Origin of the sequence: Synechococcus sp. W55.2 (genome assembly GCF_047461635.1) — a bacterium.
Classification (GTDB): Bacteria; Cyanobacteriota; Cyanobacteriia; order Thermostichales; family Thermostichaceae; genus Thermostichus.
This window is the reverse complement of sequence record NZ_JANSHM010000055.1, coordinates 1-18780: the sequence shown is the minus strand read 5'-3', so window position 1 is coordinate 18780 and position 18780 is coordinate 1. Positions and strand designations below refer to the sequence as shown.

Genomic DNA, 18780 nt, shown 5'->3' with positions numbered 1-18780 from the left:
TCTGGTAGAGCAGAACAGGCTCAGGGCTACTGAAAGCCCGCTCCGTACCGCTTAGCGGTCGGAGCCGGGTAGTTTACGGCGCCAACAAAACTGGCCAGTTTGTGCGTATCCTCAATTTGATGCGGGAGCACATCCCAGAAGCCGACTCTGCCAGAGCCGCCTTTGCCCGCTTTTGGACTGCTGAGTACTTGGCCAGCGCCGATCCCGCAGATGGAATTGAATTTTTCCAGACCCGGCTGCGCCCCCTCTTTGAGACCAACTATTTCCGCCCCATTGGTGAGAGCGGTAACCCTGTTGACTTTTTCCCGGTGCTGGATTTTCCCTTCGTGCTTCTGTTTGGGCTGGAATTTTTGCTGCGCACGGTGGCCATCAGCCGCCGCTACACCGGCGTCAATTGGCTGGATGCCATGCTCTGGCGTTGGTACGATGTGCTGTTGCTGCTGCCCTTTTGGCGCTGGCTGCGGGTGATCCCCGTCACTATCCGGCTGGGACAAGCGCAGTTGCTGGATCTGGAGCGGGTACGCGCCCAGGTGAGCCAGGGCTTTGTCACCAACTTCGCCGAGGATCTGACGGAAGTCATTGTTGTGCGGGTGATCAACCAAATCCAGGTATCCATTCAGCGCGGATCCCTGCCCCTGCTGCCGGCAGCGCGTACCCAGCGCGACTACATTGATATCAACAACACCAACGAGCTGGAGGCGATTGCCAACCTGGTTTTTCGCATTGTTCTCTACCGCGTTTTGCTCCAGGTGCAACCGGAATTGCAACAACTGCTCCGCTACAACCTGGATGGCCTGCTCAAGCAGTTGCCTGCCATGCAAACTCTAGAACAGCTTCCCGGCCTGGGATCCCTGCCTGGCCAACTGACGGAGCGCCTGGCCAACGAGCTGACCACCACCACCTACAAAACCCTGACGGGCAGTTTCGAGGATCCCGTCGGCTCCAAGCTGGCAGCGCAACTGATGCAGCGGTTTGGTGAGGTCTTGGCACGGGAACTCAGCCAGGAGCATGCTTCGGAAGAAATTCGCTCTCTCCTGCAAGACTTGCTGGAAGAGATCAAAATTAACTACGTCGAGCGGCTATCCCACGAGGATCTGGAGGAGGTGATGGAGCAAACCCGCCAGCTTCGGCAAAAGGCCCAGCAACTGGAGAAAGACCGCCGCCGATAGAGTTCGGGGGATTGGTTGACGAGGTTTCGCCAGTTCAGTAGGATAATGGTTCCAAGTCGGGCGAGTGGCGAAACTGGTAGACGCACCGCACTCAAAATGCGGCGGGAAACCGTGTCGGTTCGAATCCGACCTTGCCCATGCTCCTCAAATCTGTAGGGCTCGCCGCTTTCTGTGTTTGGTAGGTTGATCCGTCTTGCCTCTTCTCACAGGGGTTTGGTGATAGAACCAGCCAAGCCCTTCTGGAGCAGGGTGCCAGCGGGACGGAGTCCTTAGATAGGGCAGCCAGAATCGGGCTCATCCTGCATCCTAGAGATGAAGCTCTAGCCGCTAAACTGGGGAATCATGGATGCAACTTTATCTTTCTTTGCCTCTGCCACCCAAATTGGGCTAGGTCTAGCAGGCTTGCTGGCTGTGCTCACCCTGCTGGCCTGGATCCGCAATTGGCCCTTGAAGTTTGCGCTGGTGGGCTACACGGCGTTTGCGCTGGTTTTAACAGCGGGATGTTTTGCCCTCAGCTTGGGGCCGATCTTTCGCTCCCGCATTCCCGGTGCTGCCCCCTACACCACCGTCTATGACCAAGGGGCGGATCGAGCGGTTATTGCTGTCAGCCCGGATATCACCCCAGAGCAACTGATCCTCACCCTGAAGCAGGCGGCCAGCGATTTGGGATCCCCGGGCCGCTTCTCCACCGGTTCGCCGGTGTTCACCTTGCGGGCCCGCACCGTCATCCATCCCGAGCCGGGAGTTTCCGAGCCGTTGCTCTTGGGCACGCTGCAACAGCCGTTGGGAAAGCGCCTGCGCACCCCAGAAGAACAACAGCAGCAGCAGATCCATCTAGAGGAAGAGGCCTTTGCCCGGCTGCGGAAGTTGGCCCAGGGTCAGGCTTCTGCCGCCTTGTCTGCAGAGGGAGCGGAAGAGCCAACCACCGGGATCCCACTTGCCCAGTCTTGAGCGCTGAGCCAGCGGCGCAGATCCTGTCCCACCCGGTCGGGGATCTCCCAGGGAAAGAGATGAGCCACGTTGGGATAGACAATGCAGGTGCAGTGGGGCAGGGCGCGGGCTGTGGCCAGGCTGCTGTTGGCGGTGATGTGGCGATCCCGCTCGCCGGCCATAAGCAGTACCGGGATGCGAATTCGGTGCAGATCTCCCTCGCGGTTGTAGCCCCGTTGCAAAGCGGCGCGCAGAGCTTGGCGAGCCTGGGGGGAGGTGTGCAGATAGGCGGGCAAGGCCATGTGCGCCAAATACCGATAGGCCGTTGGGGTCTGTTGCTGCATCAGGTAGCGGTAAAGGGAGCGACGGCCAAAGGTCTCGATGTTCCATTCCCAGCCGGGCCAAAGCCAGTTGAGCAGCGAGGCAACGCCGGTGTTGACCTGATCCCAAAAATCGGTGGGGGGATGGTTGCTGCGGGGGCAGGCTGCACTGGCCACCAAGACCAAACCCTTTACCCGCTGCGGCAGCCGCAAAGCCAACTCCAGGGCCAGGATCCCGCCCAAAGACCAGCCCAGCACCAGACACGCCTGCCAGCCCAGGCGATCCAGCAGTCGCTCCAAGTCCTCTAGGTGCTCCTCCATCTCGAAGGGATCCACCACCTGCGAACGTCCATAGCCACGCAGATCTGGCGCCACACAGGGGTGCATTCCCGCCACTGCCTCTGCAAATACCGCCATGCAGTCGGCATTGCCCGGATGGCCGTGGAGCATCAAGATTGGGAGGGAGGGGATCCCTTTTCCCCAAGTACGGTAGTGGAGCTGCAGGCCCATCGCGTCAGCAGTGCAGTTCCCGACTGCTGTAGGCATAACACTCTGGATAGCATCTAGACAGCAGGGTTAGGCGCTGGCCGCCTTCTTCGGAGTGGGCTGGAGCTTTACCCCGTTGGGAATGCAAATTAAGTTTTGATCCAGCACCTGCACAAACCCTTTCGAACGCAGGGATCCCAGAAGACGAGTCACCGTCACACGAGTGGCCCCAATGGCATCCCCAATCTGGGCATGGGTAAGGGGCCAGGGGAGATACATCCCTTGTTCACAGGGCTGTCCATACTCTTCGATCAACAGGCTCAAGAAGCCCTTGAGGCGATCGATGGCGCGCCGTTGGCCCAGATTTCCCAACCACAGCAGCTTCCGTTGCAGTTGCTGGCGGAAGTTTTCCTGAATCTTCTGGTGCAGATAGGGCCACTGCTCCAGGTCTTGCCAGTAAAACCACATCACCGTGGTGCGATCGGCGTGGGTGCAGGCTTTCAACTCAAAGCGCTCTGGGTTGCTCAGCTCAAAAGGAAATCCAGCCGTGATGAACCCAACAAAGACCTCCCGCCGCTCTGGAGTTTGGCTGACCAGGCGCACCACTCCCTCTTGGGTGATGTACACCAATCCCGGACGAGTGGGAATGCGCACGTCTTTGGGAAAGGTGCGACAGCGGTAGTGCTCCTCGGCCCACTGGCAAAGCTCACGCCATTCCTGAGCCTCTGTTGCCGATGTGATGGAAACAAGTGACATGAGATCAACTTCCTGTCGCTCGAGCGACCTGATGGGTTTTACAGACTTTCCAGCTTTACCCGGCTGTAGGCTATGCAACGCTTCCGCGTTCGCGCCGGCGGTGCGGAGCACCTACACGTCAACGGGACGGAGTCTTAGGAAGATGGGGATGGAGAAACAGCAAGATACACACAAGAAGGCAAATACAAAGAGGAAGGAAACCGCAGGGTTTACTTTACCTTAGCTTCATAATGGCACTTGACCTTATAGGGTGACATTGTGTTCCTACTGATATTGTTCAAAAGGCTACGTCCAATAATAACCCCAAGAAGCCGTAAATTTTCAGATTCTGCCGCTGAACTCGCCTACCTGGGGGATCAGCGCAGATCATTGGGTCAGACTGGTGTATGTCTAAGGGCGGGTGTGGGGTGGCTGGGATGAATATTCTCATCAGCAACGACGATGGCATCCAGGCGGCAGGGGTGCGGTGTTTGGCGGCAGCGCTGGCCCAGCTGGGGGGGCACCAGGTAACGGTGGTCTGTCCGGATCGGGAGCGCTCGGCCACCGGCCACGCCCTGACGTTGCACAAGCCGCTGCGGGTGGATCCGGTGCGGGAGGGATTTCCTCCAGAAGTGCAGGCCTGGGCCTGTTCGGGCACCCCTTCCGACTGTGTCAAGTTAGGTCTGGACGGGCTATTGGATCGTCCTCCCGATTGGGTGATTTCCGGCATCAATCAGGGAGCCAATCTGGGCACGGATGTGCTCTACTCCGGCACTGTCTCGGCGGCAATGGAAGGGCTATTGGAAGGGATCCCTAGCCTGGCAGTAAGCTTGGCCAGTTTTACCCATCAGGATTTTCAACCAGCGGCCCAGGTGGTGCTGAAGCTACTGGAGAAACTGAGCCTGAAACCCCTGGGGGAGCCGATGCTGTTGAACATCAACGTGCCCCCCCTAGCGCTGGCTGAAATACGCGGCATGGTCTTGGCCCGCCTGGCCTGGCGCAAGTACACAGATCTCTACGAGAAACGGGTGGATCCGCGCGGCAAGGCCTACTACTGGCTGGCAGGAGAGGTGGTGGAAGAGGAGGTGGATCCCTGCTCTGATGTGCGGGCAGTTGCCGAGGGCTATGTGTCGATTACGCCCCTGCAGCCAGATCTAACGGCTTATGCTGCCTTCGATAGCTTGCAGCAGTGGGGGCTCTCGGCTTTTGGCTCATGAATTTTAAGCCGGTGAGCTGGGGTCAGCGCCGAACAATGTCATCCCCTCCAAATTTTGGGTCGAACTCGGCGGGAAAGCGGGTGTTGGCACTGTAGATTGCCCCTTCCAGAAAAGCGCTCTTTAGGTTGTCCATCGACAGATTGGCCCCTCGCAAATCCGCCCCCGTTAGATCCGCCCCACTTAGGTCGGCGCCACGCAAACTGGCCCCACTCAGGTTGGCCTCGCCCATCATAGAGGAGACTGCGTAGAAACTCCCGTCAGCGCCAGCAATCGTTTCGCCACCCCTTCGGCAACCGGCATGACCGACAGTCGCGTGCCCCGTCGTACTACTTCCAGCTCCTCTGGGGTGAAGGTGTCTCGCAATTCAGCCAAAGGGATCAATCGCCCAAAGGCTGAGACAAACCGCACTCGCACCGTATGCCAGCGGGGATCCTCGCGGGTAGATTTGGGATCGTAGTAGGGGCTGGTCGGATCAAACTGGCTGGGATCCACCACGTGGGTTTCCAGGATCTCCATCAAACCGGCAATTCCGGGTGGCTCGGCGTTGGAATGGTAGAAAAAGGCGCGATCCCCAGGCTGCATTGCCTTCAGATAGTTGCGGGCTTGGTAGTTGCGCACGCCATCCCAGAGGGTTTGGCCTTCCCGCTGCAGATCCCAGATGCTGTAAACGCTGGGCTCAGATTTCATCAGCCAGTAGTTCATGGGGCACTAAGCTCTGGGAGCAGATAAAAGGGAGCAACGGGCAGCAAACTCGACAAAGTTTTGCAACATCTGCAAGCCAACAGGGCCCGACTTTTCGGGGTGAAATTGGGTAGCAAACAAGGTGCCGCGGGCAATAGCGGCTACACAGGTTTGGCTGCCGTGTTGGGTGGTAGCAGCCACCCAGCTTGGGTCATTGGGCACTGCGTGGTAGGAGTGGACAAAGTAAACCCAGCTTTGATCCGGGATCCCTGCCCAAAGAGGCGATTGGGGTTGGGTAAGGTGCAACTGGTTCCAGCCCATGTGGGGGATACGCAAGCCCGGCTCCGGTCGAAAGCGCTGCACCCGTCCAGGCACAATGCTCAGCCCTGGCTCTGTTCCCTCTTCGCTGCTTTCGAACAAAACTTGCAGCCCAAGGCAAATGCCTAAAAAAGGCTGTTGCCGCTCCACAGCTTCCCGGATCGCTTTCCCAAAGCCCCGCGCCCGCAGCTGCTGCATGGCTGGGTCAAAGGCCCCATCGCCGGGCAGGACAATGCCGTCAAAAGCCGCTAGTCCAGTTGGCTCTGTTACTAGCTGCACCTCAGCTCCGGCCCGCTCCAGCCCTTTGCAAGCCGAATGCAGATTTCCCGCCTCATAGTCGATCACCGCCAGGCGTACAGTCCCCATGGGATCCCTTCTCGTGAGGAGTTTAGGAGTCTATCAGTATAGTGGTTCTAACCCGTTTGAGCTGACTCATGGCTGTGGCAATTGCTTCGCACGATCCCACTCCGACCGGTACTGCTCCGCAACCCTGTCGCGACCAGGTTGATTGGCCTGAGGCGGCTTACCTGCACATCCCTTTTTGTCGGCAACGCTGCCACTACTGTGATTTTGCCACGGGCTTGGGCACCCGAGAGTTGATAGAAACTTACGTGCAAATGCTCTGCCGGGAGATCGGCGGCGCCTACCGCTACCGCCATCTGGCCGGGGATCCCAGACCGTTGACCAGCATTTTTTTCGGGGGTGGCACCCCTTCTCTGCTGACGGTGGAGCAACTGGGGCGGATCTTGACTCAATTGAGGGAGAGGATCCCGTTTCATCCTGACTGTGAGATTTCCCTAGAGGCCAACCCCGGCACCCTGACGCGGGAGCAGTTGGCGGGCTACCGGGAGCTGGGGGTCAACCGCATCAGCCTAGGGGTACAGGCATTTCAGCCAGAGCTGCTGGCCGCTTGTGGTCGCCTGCATGGAGTGGAGGAAGTTTACGAAGCCGTGGCCGACTTGCAGGCGGCGGGCTTTGAGAATTTCAACCTGGATTTGATCTTTGGGCTGCCCTACCAGACTTTGGAACACTGGCAGCAGTCTCTACGAGCTGTTCTTGAGATCAACCCCACCCATGTCTCCGTCTATGATCTGACGATTGAACCGGGAACCCGCTTTGGTCGGATGTACCGACCGGGAGATGCGCCTTTGCCCAGCGAGGAAACCACAGTTGCCATGTACCTAATGGCGCGGAAGCTGCTCACCGAAGCGGGCTACATCCACTACGAAATCTCCAATTTTGCCCGCCCCGGCTACGCCTGTCGCCACAACCGAGTGTACTGGGAAAATCGCCCTTACTTTGGCTTTGGCATGGGATCCGTCGGCTACGAGGGGGGACGGCGCATTCAGCAGCCCAAAACCCTTTACCACTACTTCGAGCAGGTGAAAGTCGGAGTCCACCCTCTCCCTCCTGAAGCATCCCCAGAGGAAGTTTGGATGGATACTTTGATGTTGGGGTTGCGTCTAAAGGAAGGTCTGGATTTGTGCCATTTACAGGAGCGTTTTGGCCACCCAAAGGTCGAGCAAGCTTTGGAGAGGCTGGATCCCTATTTTGAGAAGGGATGGGCCAGTTGTGAGGCAGGCCGGCTACGGCTGATTCCGCCCGATGGCTGGCTATTTTCCAATGAGATTCTCAGAGACTTGCTGGCTTGATTCCGACGGTTACTTTCACAAGATTTCTCACCATAGCCCCCTATCCCAATTGGCCGAAAACTCAAGCTTTGAGGAGCGTAGGCCATCACCATTTCCAGCAGCCATTAAACCCAACATTTCACAGATCCTGAGATCTCTAATCTTGCAAGAGGGGTTGAGGGGAAAGATACGGAAGCCCAGAGGATCCCTATCGATAGTTGACAAATTGCAGCGCCACCGGGTAGTCCTGCTGCCTAAGCATTTGAATGACCGCCTGTAGCTCGTCTTTATCCTTGCCGGAAACGCGCACCAGATCCCCTTGAATGGCAGGCTGCACTTTCTTAAAGTTGTCGCGGATTTGCTTGGCGATCTGTTTGGCCAGTGTGGCATCAATGCCCTTTTTCAGGTGAACCACCTGGCGCACTCGGTTGCCGCCGGCGCTCTCTGGGGGTTGGAAGTCGAAGATCTTCAGGGATAGACCCCGCTTGGCCGCTTTGGTAAGAAGCAGATCCCGAATGGAGTTGAGGGCCATGTCGTTGGCGGTGGTGATGGTCAGGGATCCCTCCTCCAGCTCAATTTCCGTCTGAGTATCCTTGAGGTCGTAGCGCTGTTTGATCTCCCGTCGGGCTTGATCCACAGCGTTCACCAGTTCCTGCCGATCGAAATCACTGACGATATCAAATGAGTAGGTAGAGGCCATACACCCTATCTTCGCTATTGTTCAGTATCTTAAGCCCTCAGCCAAGCAGGGATCCCTAACTCTCGGAGAAGCTACAACAGGTAGAAGGATCCCAGTCCAGATTTGCGGAGAAGCAGGATGGCCGATGTTGTTTTAATTACAGGCGCTTCTGAAGGCATCGGCAGAGCTACTGCCTTTACCTTTGCCCGTGGGGGTTACCGATTGGCGCTGGCTGCCCGCACTGCCGAAACCCTGAAGCAAACGGCCATCGACCTAGAGCAAAGCCTCAACGCCGAGGTCTTGGCCGTTCCCACTGATGTCACGCAGCCAGAACAGGTGCAAAACCTGGTGGAGAGAACCCTAGAACGCTATGGCCGCATCGATTGCCTGATCAACAACGCCGGCATCTGCATGAGTGGCCCTTTTTTGCAAACTACCCTGGAACACTGGCAGGCTTTGATGGCGGTCAACTTTTGGGGCTACCTCCACACCATCCGAGCCGTGCTCCCCGACATGTTGAAGCGCAAAAAAGGCCAGATCATCAACGTGGGATCCATTGGCGGCAAAATGCCCCTGCCCCAGATGAGCGCCTATTGTGCCAGCAAGTACGCGGTCAGTGGGCTGACAGAAGCGCTGCGTCTGGAACTGCAACCCCAAGGGATCCAGGTAATTGGCGTCCATCCGGGCATCGTCAGCAGCAATTTCCTCAAGCGAGCCATTTTTCTGGATGAGGTGGGGCCAGCGTCCTCTCCCGATGGCCACTCCCAAACCTCAGGTGGCAAAGCCCGTGAGCAAATGCAACAGGCGCTGGAGAGTTTTTGGGTCAGCCAGCCGGAAGAAGTTGCCGAAGCCATTTGGGATGCCGCTCGCCAGTCCAAGTCAGAGGTGGTGGTGGGCATGGCCCAATGGGCGGTAGGAGCTTACACCCTCTTCCCCGGATGGGTCGGCTCATTGCTCCAGAATGTTCCTCGCTAGCCCACTGGATCGGTCGAGAGTTCTGGGGCGCTGGATGAGCGATTCTGCAGACCCAGCGATAGCAGGAAGAAGGCTAAACTTCGGTATAGTTTGAGGTACGGTTAAACACTGGTATTGACAGCGGAAGTATGGTTGAATCTGTGCCTTCTCCTTCCGGTACCCACCAGCACATCTTGATCGTGGAAGACCGAGATGGCCGCCGTACCCAGGTGCTGGGATCCGCCAAATACTTCATCGGTCGGGACTTGGCGAACGACATCTGTCTCAACTCTCAGTATGCCTCCCGCTACCACGCCATGCTGCTGCGGATTCCCGCCGAGCGAGAGGGAGAATATTGCTACCGCATTTTGGATGGGGATCTGGAAGGTCGCCCCAGCACCAATGGCTTGTTGATCAACGGCCAGAAATTGACCACCCACCAGCTCAAGTCGGGGGATGTGATCACCTTTGGCCCCGATGCCAAAGCCACCTACAAAATTGTTAAGGCTCCCTAGGCCCAGATCTCTGCAGAGCGTGCAATCGCCCCCCAATCAACAGCAGCAAAGCCAGCACCAAGGCCATCTCCGACAGCAAGGTCGCTAGGGCCGCCCCCTGCCAACCCCACCTTGGGATCCAAACCGCATTCAAAAGCCCATTCAGCCCCAGAGCCATCAGTTGCAGACGGCTGCGGGGCTTTTGCAACCCTGCTCCAGTGAGCAGGTGAGATAGCAAAAGGTGGATCCCCTCTAGCAAAATGACCGGGCTGAGCCAACGCAGGATGAGGGCCGTTTCCCGGTAAGCCGATCCCAGCACCCAGGGGATTCCGTAGGATCCCAGGGCCAGCCCCAGAGCAGCCAAACTGCCGTAGCCCACCACCCAAGGGAAAAGCTGCCAGGCGTAGCGCCAGCCTTGCGGAAGGCCCTTCTGCCCTTGGCGGCACAGCTCGGCAAAATGGCTGGTGAGCAGGGCGATCATCGGCGTTTGCGAGAAGTTGATCACCCGATAGGCAGCGCTGTAAAGACCCCCCGCCGCTGCTGAGGCCAAACGGGGCAAGAGCAGCTTATCCAAATCGGTGAAGGTTTTCACCGCGGCCAGCCCCACCGCAAAGTCCCAGCCCGCTATCAGCCGTTCCCGCAGATCTCGCCAGCTCAGGGCCAAGGGGGGAGAAGGCTCGCTCCACCGCCCCATCCCCCTCGCGATCAGCAGCAGCACGACCAACACCATCAGGCCGTACAGAACAGCCCATTGCACCAGGGATCCCCAGCCCAAGGCCACCGCCAGCAATACTGCCCCCAATCGCCCCAGCGCCATGCCCGTGTCGATGAGGGCTACCCCAGCAGCCTGCTCTCTCCCGATCAGGATCCCCCTGTACACCTCTGGCACCGCGATGAACAGCAGATCGCTCAAAAGCAATACCCCCACCACCGCTGCTGGCGTCCCGGCCAGCCAAACGCTCAAGAGGGGCCACAACACCAGCGCCATCCCCCCACAGCCCAATCCCGCCAGCCATAAGCTGGGGCCAACCCCCTGGGTGCAAGTCGGGGATCCCTGCCGGCTGAGGCGCTGGATCAGCAGTTCCGATTGGCCCAAATAGCCAAACGGGGCGGCCAGGTTGCTGCAGGCCAAGATGGCAGAGAAAACCCCGAAGGCTTCCGGCCCCAACAGACGGGCCAACAGGATGAAATAGGCCCCGGACAACCCCAGGCGCAGGCCATTGCCCACCATCAGCCAGGCAGCCTGGCGCAGCCGTTGTTGTTCTGCTCTATCCACGCTGCCACTCCTGGACGAGGCTTGCCGCAGCCAGGGATACTGGATGGATGCTGAGACTGCCTGCCCGAGAGCGGGCATCTCCTCTCGATTTTGGGTGTATCGGTTGCAATTCTTCTGGCAATTTCATGGCCAAACTCTACCCCGTCAGCAACGCCGCGCGAAGCCCCCACACCTTGGCAGGACGGGATCCGCAAGCCCTGTTCTCCCCCCATTCCAGACCGCCTGCCCCCCGCCGGGTACTTCCCCCACCCCTGCCGGACGGCGGTAGCCCTCGCTGGCTGGGATCCGCATCGGCCAAAACGGTGGGGCAGGGCTATCGGGCCGTTGTCTTGCTCTTGCTGACCAGTCTGCTGCTGTTCGGAGGGCTGGGATCCCGTCTGGCCTACCTGCAGCTAGCGCGCACCCAGTATTACCGCCAGCTGGCCGATACCAACCGCATTCGCCTGTTGCCCCAGCCGCCAGAACGCGGGCGCATTGTGGATCGCAACGGTGTATTGCTGGCGGGCAGCCAATTGTCCCACTCGGTCTTCCTCTGGCCTCTGGTGCAGTCGCGGCAGCGCTGGCAGGAGATGATCCCCAAGTTGGCAGAATACTTGAACATGGCCCCCGAGGAGATCGCCCAGAAACTGGAACAGGCCGGATATCGTTCCCCGTTTCCCGTGCGCATCCTGCGCAACGCCAGCCCCCAGGTGGTCATTCAACTGGAGGAGATGAGCCGCGAGCTGCCGGGAGTGATGGTGGAAGCGGAGACGGTGCGGTTTTATCCCCACGGCGACTTGGCCGCTCACCTGCTGGGCTACACCGGCGAGATCCCCCTAGAGCAACTGCGGGCCGACCCTAGCTATCGCCTGGGGGATATCGTTGGCCTGATGGGAGTGGAGGAATTGTTCGAGAACCATCTGCGCGGCCAATGGGGCGGGCGACAGGTGGAGGTGGACGCCATGGGAGAGGTGCTGCGGGTGCTGGGGGAACAAGCGCCCCAACCGGGCAACACCCTGCAGCTCACTTTGGATGTGCGGCTGCAGCAGGCGGCAGAGCGAGCCCTCGGCCAGCAAAAAGGAGCGGTGATCGCCATGGATCCCCGCGATGGGTCGATCCTGGCCATGGCCAGCTATCCCACCTTTGATCCCAACCTCTTTTCCAGCCGCATCACCCAAGCCCAGTGGGAGAGCCTGCAGCAGCAGGATTTTCCCTTCCTCAACCGCGGCCTGCGGCCCTATCCCCCCGCCAGCACCTACAAAATCATCACCACCGCTGCCGGGATTGAGTCGGGAGCCTTTCCCCCGAATACGGTGCTGCAGACCGGCCCCTACATCCAGGTGGGAGGGTGGCGCTTTTGGGACTGGAACCGGGCCGGCTTCGGGCGGCTGAACTACCGGCAGGCGATGGCCTACAGCAGCGACACCTTTTTCTACCAAATCGCCCTCGGCACCAAGGCTGCCCCTTTGCAAGAATGGTCGCGCCGCTTTGGGTTGGGACAACTGACCGGAATTGGCCTCAAAGGGGAAGCCGCGGGTCTGGTGCCGGATGCTGAGTGGAAGCAGCGCCACTGGCGCGAGCCCTGGTATGTGGGCGACACGGTCAACATGTCCGTCGGCCAGGGATTTATTACCGCTACGCCGCTGCAAATGGCGGTGGTAACGGCGGCAGTGGCCAATGGGGGCTGGCGGGTGCGCCCCTTGCTCTCGCACCAGGTGATCCCGGAAAGCCCTGTGCCGCTGCGCCAAAAGGTAGGTCTTTCCCCTGCCACCCTGGAGATCCTGCAGCAGGGGCTGCGAGATGTCGTGGTTTACGGCACTGGCGGCAACGCCAACCTGGGGCCAGGATTTCCCCCAACGGCTGGTAAAACCGGCACCGCAGAGGATCCGCCGCGGCGATCCCACGCTTGGTATGTTGGCTATGCTCCCTACGACCGGCCCGAATTGGTGGTCGTGGTCTTTCTGGAAAACAGCGGCGGTGGGGGTGGATCACGGGCCGCTCCCATCTTTCGAGAGGTGATGCGGGCCTACTTCCGACCCGAGTCGTGAGCCCTAGCTTTCTGTCGGATCCGAGCCAACTGGGTATATGCAGTCTCTTGTCTCCCAGAAAATTGCGTTAAGATCCCCTAAAACCCCTTGCCCAGCAGGCTTCTGCCCTAACTTAGCTGTAGAATATGTCAGTGATTTGGAGCTCAACTGCCACAATCCTGCCATTCGCGCCGGTGGCGCCTTGGCGCATTACAGGGCAAGCCCCGCTCCCACACACCGAGAACTCTCTGGGCCGCGGTCGCTCCGCAACGCCAGAGCGAGTCTGCGATCCGGAGAACGCTCTAACTCTATTGCCTAACTCAGAAGGAGATCAGGATGAACAAGGCAGAACTTGTTGATGCCGTCGCTCATCGCGCCAATGTAACCAAAAAAGAAGCGGAGGCTGTCATTTCGGCAGCACTGGAGATCATCGTCGAAGAGGTCGCATCCCGCGATGAAAACGGTGAACCCAAGGGGAAGGTGACCCTGGTGGGCTTCGGCTCCTTTGAGGCTCGCAAGCGCAAAGAGCGGGAAGGTCGCAACCCGAAAACCAACCAAAAAATGGTGATCCCAGAGAGCATCGTCCCCACTTTTACGGCGGGCAAGTCATTCCGCGAAGCAGTAGCAGGGGGGAAATCTTAATTTCGCCGGGTTGGGACTCGGCTGCTGGGTAGGGCGTGGAGCAGCCTCGACATGGTGGCAATTGGGCTTGGGGAGCAGCGATCGCCGGCTGCTCTCCCCAGGAGATTCTGGATTTTTCGGCCAGCTTGAATCCGCTGGGCCCACCGGAATCGGTCTTGCAAGCTCTGACTCAGGCGCTGTCTGCAGCAGACCCGGTTGTAATCAGCCGCTACCCGGATCCCGACTATCGGGACTTGCGCATCTGTTTGGCCAACCATTGGGCTGTCGATCCCGAGTGGATTTTTGTGGGCAATGGGGCGGCGGAGTTGCTCACCTGGGCAGCCCGGGATGCGCAAGGGCGGGAGGTATGGCTGCCCCAGCCTGCTTTTGGGGATTATGCGCGGGCTCTGCGGGCAGCAGGGGTAACCATCAAGCCGCTGCCTTTTTTCCCCGGCCAGGGATCCGCCGGTTTTACCCTTCTGCAGGAACCCCTTCCGGTGGCAGGCAAGGGAAACCGGGTGCTCTGGCTGAACAACCCTCATAACCCGACGGGCTGGCTGATCCCGCAGCAAGATATCCTGCCTCTCCTGCCCCAGTTCAACCAGGTGGTGGTGGACGAGGCTTTTATGGACTTTTTGCCGGGGGAGCCCACCCTGAGCTCAAACTCCAGCTCGTCGGCAATGCCCCGCAGCCAAACTTTGATCCCCTACCTGGCGGCTCATCCCAACACCATCGTCATCCGTTCCCTCACCAAGTTTTTCACCCTGCCCGGCTTGCGCATTGGCTTTGCGGTGGGGCACCCGGATCACTGGCAGCGCTGGCGGCAGTGGCGGGATCCCTGGAGCGTCAACGGATTGGCGGGAGTGGCAGTGGCGGCAGCTTTGGCCGATGAGGACTTCCGCCGGCGCACCTTGGCCTGGCTACCCGTGGCCCGAGAGCATTTGTTCAGGGGTTTGCAAGCACTGCCCGGCTGGGATCCCTGGCCTGGTCAAGCCAATTTTGTGTTGGTGCGCTGCCCTGGCTCTGCCACGCAAACTCAGCGGGCGCTGCTGCAGCGGCACCGGATTCTGGTGCGGGATTGCCTGAGTTTTCCCGAGCTGGGAGATCGCTACCTGCGCATTGGCCTGCGCACCCTGCCGGAGCAGGAGCAGTTGTTATCCGCCTGCCGGGAGATCCTGGAGAATAGCTAGGGATTTTTCTGCGGGAGAAATTCTCATGCCCGAAGCTACCGCCTTTTGGCCGGAATGCAACGCCCCTATCGTGCGGGGGGTGGCCCATTACAGCGATCTGGAGTTGCTGCGGGCCTTTCAACGGCAGCCGGAGGTGGCCCGCTACTTCATCGGCCTGTTTTGCCGCTACTGCCAGTGGGTGGACGGGATCCTTGCCGAACATCTGCCGCCCGAGCAGTGGGCTGCCTATCGAGAGCAGGTTTGGTTGCGGCTTTACCTGCGCCTACAGCGCCTAGATGTCCACAGCCTTGTGGAAGAAGCGGCTGGCGAAGGGGATCCTGTGCTGCGACCCTGGCTGGCGGAGCAAACCCGTGAGCTGATCCAATCCTTGGATGGGATCCCCACCCACCCTCAAGCTTCTCACGGCCTCAACTCCACCAGAGGCGGGGCAAAGTCCTCTCTTTCACCGGCACTGGCCTGTTATTTGACCGCCGGTTTGGATACCCTGCCGGGAGATCTGCGCTTCATTCTGCTGCTGCGGGATCGGTTTGGCTGGTCACCGGTTCGCATTGCCGACCAACTCAAGGCTGACGGATACTACCTTGCTCCAGAAGATGTGGATGCCATCGTTGCCTCTGCCCGCCAGATCTTGCTTCAGAACCTACCGACAGATGTGCGTGCCCTCTATCTGGAGGCAAAGCCCTAGAAGACTGCCATAGCCCTGTGGCATGGTGGTTTATGGCAAGGTATGGGGCGCTGGCAATCCTTGTTCCCAAGGTGGGTTCTCCTGTTAGGCTGTTTCCGGCTGTAACAGTGGATCGGCATTGTTTGCTCTCCGACTTTACATCAAGTTGAGTGTGGGCTGTCTATGAGTCCTTCTCCGCTTCCCCCAGACCCTACCCAACCCCTGTCTCCGGCACAGCAGTCCCATTCACATCCAGTTCCTCAACTTGCTCTTCAGGAGGCGCTGAGCCATCTGCATTTGGATGTGCTGAAAGAACTGGAGCGATTCCGCCTCTGGCAGCGTTTGCAGCGCATGGACTCTGTCCCGCCCCCACGAGCAGGTCAGCTTGGGAATACCAGCTCTGTACAGCGCCCTTCACCTGTGCTCATTCAAGAGGTGGTGGAAGACTTGGAAGAGGAAGAGATGCCGCGGCCCTCCGGGGCCTTTTCGCCCCTCTGGGTCTTGCTGCTGTGGGTGCTCTCCTGCGCGGGGATCGGCTTTGGGGTGCGCTGGCTGATCTGGCCGGAAGAACTGTCCCTGCCCCAAAGTGCTGCCAGCAGGGCGGAAGAAGGGATCCCTGCCCAGGTGGATCTGGCCCAGTTGCCCTTGATCCCACTGGAACCGGTGGAAGGGCAGGTGGGAGAGGAGTTCTATTCCGGTGGCTTGGATCCGGATCGGCTGGCGCTGGGCTTGACGGCCACCCCGGACTTGAAGGACGTACAGGTGGATCCTCTTCAAGGCGTTCCTAACCTGCTGGACAGCCTGCAGACCGACTTGGCCTTGGCTTCCAAGGAACCCTCTCCCCCCAGCTTGCAAACGGTGGAGCAGTTGGCAGCCAGCCTGGAGCGCCCGTCCCAACCTTCATCGCCTACTTCTGCGGGATCCCAGAACGTGGTGCCCCTAAGCGACAACAGCGTAGACTCTCTGGGGCCGAACCGCGGCGAGGGAACCTTCTTAGTGCTCACCACCTACTCAGGGGCAGAGAGCTTGGCACGCGCTCGACAAGTCTCCCATGGGGCCTTTGTCAAAGATGTGAATGGCCAGAAGTTTGTGCAGTTGGCAGCATTTAAGCAACTGGAGTATGCCCGCTATCATGCGGAAACCCTGAAAAATAAGGGCTTTAACGTTACAATTGCTGAGCAGTAACTTTGGCCATCCCGTCACTGCTGACCTGCGCCAAAACCCAATTCATCCTGGTTGGCAGCAAACTTTGTATTTCAGGGATCCCATCTTGGGAGAAGAGCTGGAGTCGATCCCATTGTAGTCATTTCAAGTTAGGTTAAGACGCTTCCCAGCTGCTCAGCGGTGCCGCCCAAGCCTTCCACGCCGCTTCCGCGACCACCCCCAGGCAATGCGACGGAACAGTTTCATTCCTCATTACGGTCGTTTCATTCCAACTAGGACACTGCACTCACACCTAAAACAACACTAAAACAAACGTTAAATGCACAGGGCCAGAGGGCTTTTCAAGGACTCCGTCCCGCTGGCGCGATCAGCAGCCCAGGAGTCTCACCCTAACCTGAAATAACTGAAACGACTATAAAATGACTGCGGCCGGCTGAAGACCGGAAAGGGTCTTAAGTTGGTTCGGAATAACTGGCTATAGATCCCGAATCCAAGGGATCCGAGAGAGAGGTAGCCGCTGCCAGATCCCTTCACTTCCTTCTGGATCGAGCAGGCGCCAGGCCAGCAACCCGGTTGCCGAGAGGAAAACCAGGGCCAGCAACAACGCAAGGGCATTCTGTAGGCTTTTCAAAAAGGGCCAGAGGCGGGCTGTGCTCGGCCCCACCTGAGCAGCTCCAGACTGCTGCCGCGCCTGGGCAGGTAGCTTTCCAGAAGTTGGAGAGGAACTCAAGGGACGGGCAGGTGGAGCGAGGGTAGAGGACGTCAACTGGGCGGCAGGAATGGGTGGCCCTGGTAACCGATTCAAAGCCATAACCACAGCCTGAGGGCGCTGCTGCTGACGCATCCACCGGTTCAGCTCTGCCAGAGAGATGGCACAGAGGTTGTTTAGACCCAGACCCTGAATTCGCCCCACCAAAGGCCGGTCATTGCTGACCAAAACCACCAGCGTTCCCGGCTGCTGCTGGGCCAGGGCATAGGCGCATTCGGCAATCGCTTCTTCCAAGCGTACCCTCATGGACTGATCGCCGGCACCGGCGCCACCCACCAAGGCACGGGCTTCTGAGACGGCAAACCCCAGGCTGGGCCAGTGGCGCAAAAACTCGCGGGCTGTCGATTCTTCCTGGGGATCAATGGCCTGCCGGCTCAGGCGTTCTAGCTCGGCCATCACTGCCTGCGGCAGCACACACACCCCAAATCGAGCCCACTCTTGCCATAGAGCCAGACGACTGGCCAGGATCACCGGGCTATCGAAGACGAGGAGAGGCGGGATCTCGGCCATGGGATGCGCCAGCGTTGGACTTAACCTCAATTGTGCAGCTTCCCCGAAGACTTGGGTAGCAGGGATCCCTCTGCCAGGCAGAGGCGGATGGCCAGCGGGTAGAGGCGGTGCTCCTGGGCCTGGATGCGCCGGTAAAGGGATTCCACAGTATCTTCGGGCAGAACCGGCACGGCTGCTTGGGCCACGATGGGGCCACTGTCCATTTCCAGGGTGACCCGATGAACGGTGCAGCCGGCAATTTTCACGCCGCACTTCAGAGCTTGTTCAACGGCACGCAGGCCCTTGAAACTGGGCAGCAGGCTGGGATGCAGGTTCAAGACGCGATCCGGGTAGGCAGACAACAACACCTGGGTAACCAGGCGCATCCACCCGGCCATGATCACCCATTCCACGTGATGCTGCCAGAGCACCTGGACAATGGCGGCGTCCAGATCTTCGCGACGGGGGTAGTCTCGGTGGTCGAGCAAGACGCAAGGGATCCCTCGCTTTTGGGCCCGCTGCCGCACGTAGGCTTTGGGGTTGTTGGTGATGACCACAGCAATCTGGGCCTGCAGTTCCCCAGCCTCAATGGCTTGGGCAATAGCTTCGAAATTGCTGCCATTGCCGGAAGCCAAAATGCCAAGGATCCCCGGTTGAGAGGGCACTGGGATCCCGTCGGGATCCGGCCAGAGTAAGCTGGGTAGGTTCATGAGCGCTTGGTGGGAAAGTCTGCAGCCCCGCTATTTTAAACCCAGACAGCCTCCCCTCTGGTTCTGGCCAGGTTGATCCAGAGAGGGATCCAAAAACTTGACCGTCGCCGGCTTTGACAGGCGCACCCGCGCCATCGAGCGCTGCACGGATCAAGCCCAAGAGGAGCTGCGGGAGATGCCTCAAGAAATGCGGAAAATGCAGCAGGAGCATGACTCTAGTCAATAATAAGCTCAACTATACTGAAAATAATGTATAATATGTTCAGTACGGATTACT

Annotated in this window: 21 protein-coding genes and 1 tRNA gene; 13 read left to right on the top strand and 9 right to left on the bottom strand. The window is 59.2% G+C overall.

What is annotated here, in order from left to right; genetic code table 11:
- The first annotated feature begins 101 nt into the window (after positions 1 to 101).
- From NW828_RS10745 to NW828_RS10735, 3 genes are all read left to right on the top strand, one after another.
- A complete protein-coding gene (locus NW828_RS10745; RefSeq protein WP_414383780.1) occupies positions 102 to 1169 on the top strand; it encodes a hypothetical protein in 1068 nt (355 codons plus the stop codon).
- A gap of 58 nt (positions 1170 to 1227) precedes the next feature.
- Positions 1228 to 1307, top strand: a tRNA-Leu gene (locus NW828_RS10740).
- 204 nt (positions 1308 to 1511) lie between these two features.
- Positions 1512 to 2120, top strand: a complete 609-nt coding sequence (locus NW828_RS10735; protein WP_414383778.1) for a Ycf51 family protein — start codon at positions 1512 to 1514, stop codon at positions 2118 to 2120.
- Here the strand turns inward: NW828_RS10735 and NW828_RS10730 are convergent.
- Together NW828_RS10730 and NW828_RS10725 are read right to left on the bottom strand one after the other, a co-directional pair.
- The gene (locus NW828_RS10730; protein ID WP_414383776.1) at positions 2048 to 2965 is read right to left on the bottom strand and encodes an alpha/beta fold hydrolase; all 918 of its coding nucleotides are present in this window, start codon (positions 2963 to 2965) and stop codon (positions 2048 to 2050) included. The two genes, NW828_RS10735 and NW828_RS10730, sit on opposite strands and share 73 nt — an antisense overlap.
- 30 nt (positions 2966 to 2995) lie before the next feature.
- Positions 2996 to 3661, bottom strand: a complete 666-nt coding sequence (locus tag NW828_RS10725; RefSeq protein WP_011432518.1) for a Crp/Fnr family transcriptional regulator — start codon at positions 3659 to 3661, stop codon at positions 2996 to 2998.
- Positions 3662 to 4077: 416 nt separating this feature from the next.
- Between NW828_RS10725 and surE the strand changes: the two genes are divergently transcribed.
- The gene (gene surE, locus NW828_RS10720; RefSeq protein WP_414383774.1) at positions 4078 to 4857 is read left to right on the top strand and encodes a 5'/3'-nucleotidase SurE; all 780 of its coding nucleotides are present in this window, start codon (positions 4078 to 4080) and stop codon (positions 4855 to 4857) included.
- A gap of 22 nt (positions 4858 to 4879) precedes the next feature.
- Here the strand turns inward: surE and NW828_RS10715 are convergent, their stop codons facing one another.
- From NW828_RS10715 to hisH, 3 genes are read right to left on the bottom strand one after another with little or no spacing between them, the layout of a single operon-like run.
- Complete coding sequence (locus NW828_RS10715; RefSeq protein WP_414383772.1) at positions 4880 to 5089, bottom strand: pentapeptide repeat-containing protein; 210 nt, start codon at positions 5087 to 5089, stop codon at positions 4880 to 4882.
- On the bottom strand, positions 5086 to 5559 hold the full coding sequence (locus NW828_RS10710) for an EVE domain-containing protein (protein WP_414383770.1): 474 nt from the start codon (positions 5557 to 5559) through the stop codon (positions 5086 to 5088). Before NW828_RS10710 ends, NW828_RS10715 begins: the two co-directional genes overlap by 4 nt.
- 6 nt (positions 5560 to 5565) lie before the next feature.
- A complete protein-coding gene (gene hisH / locus NW828_RS10705; RefSeq protein WP_414343416.1) occupies positions 5566 to 6222 on the bottom strand; it encodes an imidazole glycerol phosphate synthase subunit HisH in 657 nt (218 codons plus the stop codon).
- A gap of 68 nt (positions 6223 to 6290) precedes the next feature.
- On the opposite strand from hisH, the gene hemW reads away from it, so the two are divergent.
- Positions 6291 to 7508 carry a radical SAM family heme chaperone HemW gene (hemW, locus tag NW828_RS10700; RefSeq protein ID WP_414383768.1) on the top strand — a complete coding sequence of 406 codons (1218 nt, stop codon included), beginning with the start codon at positions 6291 to 6293 and terminating at the stop codon, positions 7506 to 7508.
- A gap of 187 nt (positions 7509 to 7695) precedes the next feature.
- Here the strand turns inward: hemW and NW828_RS10695 are convergent, their stop codons facing one another.
- On the bottom strand, positions 7696 to 8187 hold the full coding sequence (locus NW828_RS10695) for a YajQ family cyclic di-GMP-binding protein (RefSeq protein ID WP_011432526.1): 492 nt from the start codon (positions 8185 to 8187) through the stop codon (positions 7696 to 7698).
- A gap of 117 nt (positions 8188 to 8304) precedes the next feature.
- Between NW828_RS10695 and NW828_RS10690 the strand changes: the two genes are divergently transcribed.
- Both NW828_RS10690 and NW828_RS10685 read left to right on the top strand, forming a co-directional pair.
- Positions 8305 to 9141 carry an SDR family oxidoreductase gene (locus NW828_RS10690; RefSeq protein ID WP_414383766.1) on the top strand — a complete coding sequence of 279 codons (837 nt, stop codon included), beginning with the start codon at positions 8305 to 8307 and terminating at the stop codon, positions 9139 to 9141.
- 128 nt (positions 9142 to 9269) lie between these two features.
- Positions 9270 to 9635: an FHA domain-containing protein gene (locus NW828_RS10685; protein ID WP_011432528.1), complete on the top strand. Its 366-nt coding sequence runs from the start codon at positions 9270 to 9272 to the stop codon at positions 9633 to 9635.
- Here NW828_RS10685 and NW828_RS10680 read toward each other — a convergent pair.
- Positions 9622 to 10890 (bottom strand): lipopolysaccharide biosynthesis protein, encoded by a 1269-nt coding sequence (locus NW828_RS10680; RefSeq protein WP_414383764.1) that lies wholly within the window; start codon positions 10888 to 10890, stop codon positions 9622 to 9624. The two genes, NW828_RS10685 and NW828_RS10680, sit on opposite strands and share 14 nt — an antisense overlap.
- A gap of 47 nt (positions 10891 to 10937) precedes the next feature.
- Between NW828_RS10680 and mrdA the strand changes: the two genes are divergently transcribed.
- The 5 genes from mrdA (at position 10938) to NW828_RS10655 (ending at position 16556) form a co-directional block, all read left to right on the top strand.
- Positions 10938 to 12917, top strand: coding sequence for a penicillin-binding protein 2 (gene mrdA, locus NW828_RS10675; protein WP_414383762.1), 1980 nt, complete (start codon positions 10938 to 10940; stop codon positions 12915 to 12917).
- A gap of 315 nt (positions 12918 to 13232) precedes the next feature.
- Complete coding sequence (locus tag NW828_RS10670; protein ID WP_414332065.1) at positions 13233 to 13538, top strand: HU family DNA-binding protein; 306 nt, start codon at positions 13233 to 13235, stop codon at positions 13536 to 13538.
- 35 nt (positions 13539 to 13573) lie between these two features.
- Entirely contained in the window at positions 13574 to 14707 is a 1134-nt protein-coding gene (cobD, locus tag NW828_RS10665) for a threonine-phosphate decarboxylase CobD (RefSeq protein WP_414383760.1), read from the top strand.
- Between the two features lie 25 nt (positions 14708 to 14732).
- Entirely contained in the window at positions 14733 to 15392 is a 660-nt protein-coding gene (locus NW828_RS10660; RefSeq protein WP_414383758.1) for a hypothetical protein, read from the top strand.
- Between the two features lie 282 nt (positions 15393 to 15674).
- Positions 15675 to 16556 (top strand): hypothetical protein, encoded by an 882-nt coding sequence (locus NW828_RS10655; protein ID WP_414383756.1) that lies wholly within the window; start codon positions 15675 to 15677, stop codon positions 16554 to 16556.
- A 454-nt stretch (positions 16557 to 17010) separates the two neighbouring features.
- Here the strand turns inward: NW828_RS10655 and NW828_RS10650 are convergent, their stop codons facing one another.
- Positions 17011 to 17814, bottom strand: a complete 804-nt coding sequence (locus tag NW828_RS10650; protein WP_414383754.1) for a PIN domain-containing protein — start codon at positions 17812 to 17814, stop codon at positions 17011 to 17013.
- A gap of 26 nt (positions 17815 to 17840) precedes the next feature.
- On the bottom strand, positions 17841 to 18503 hold the full coding sequence (gene purN, locus NW828_RS10645; RefSeq protein ID WP_414383753.1) for a phosphoribosylglycinamide formyltransferase: 663 nt from the start codon (positions 18501 to 18503) through the stop codon (positions 17841 to 17843).
- Between the two features lie 97 nt (positions 18504 to 18600).
- Between purN and NW828_RS10640 the strand changes: the two genes are divergently transcribed.
- Positions 18601 to 18729, top strand: coding sequence for a hypothetical protein (locus tag NW828_RS10640; RefSeq protein WP_414356470.1), 129 nt, complete (start codon positions 18601 to 18603; stop codon positions 18727 to 18729).
- The last annotated feature ends 51 nt before the right edge of the window (positions 18730 to 18780 follow it).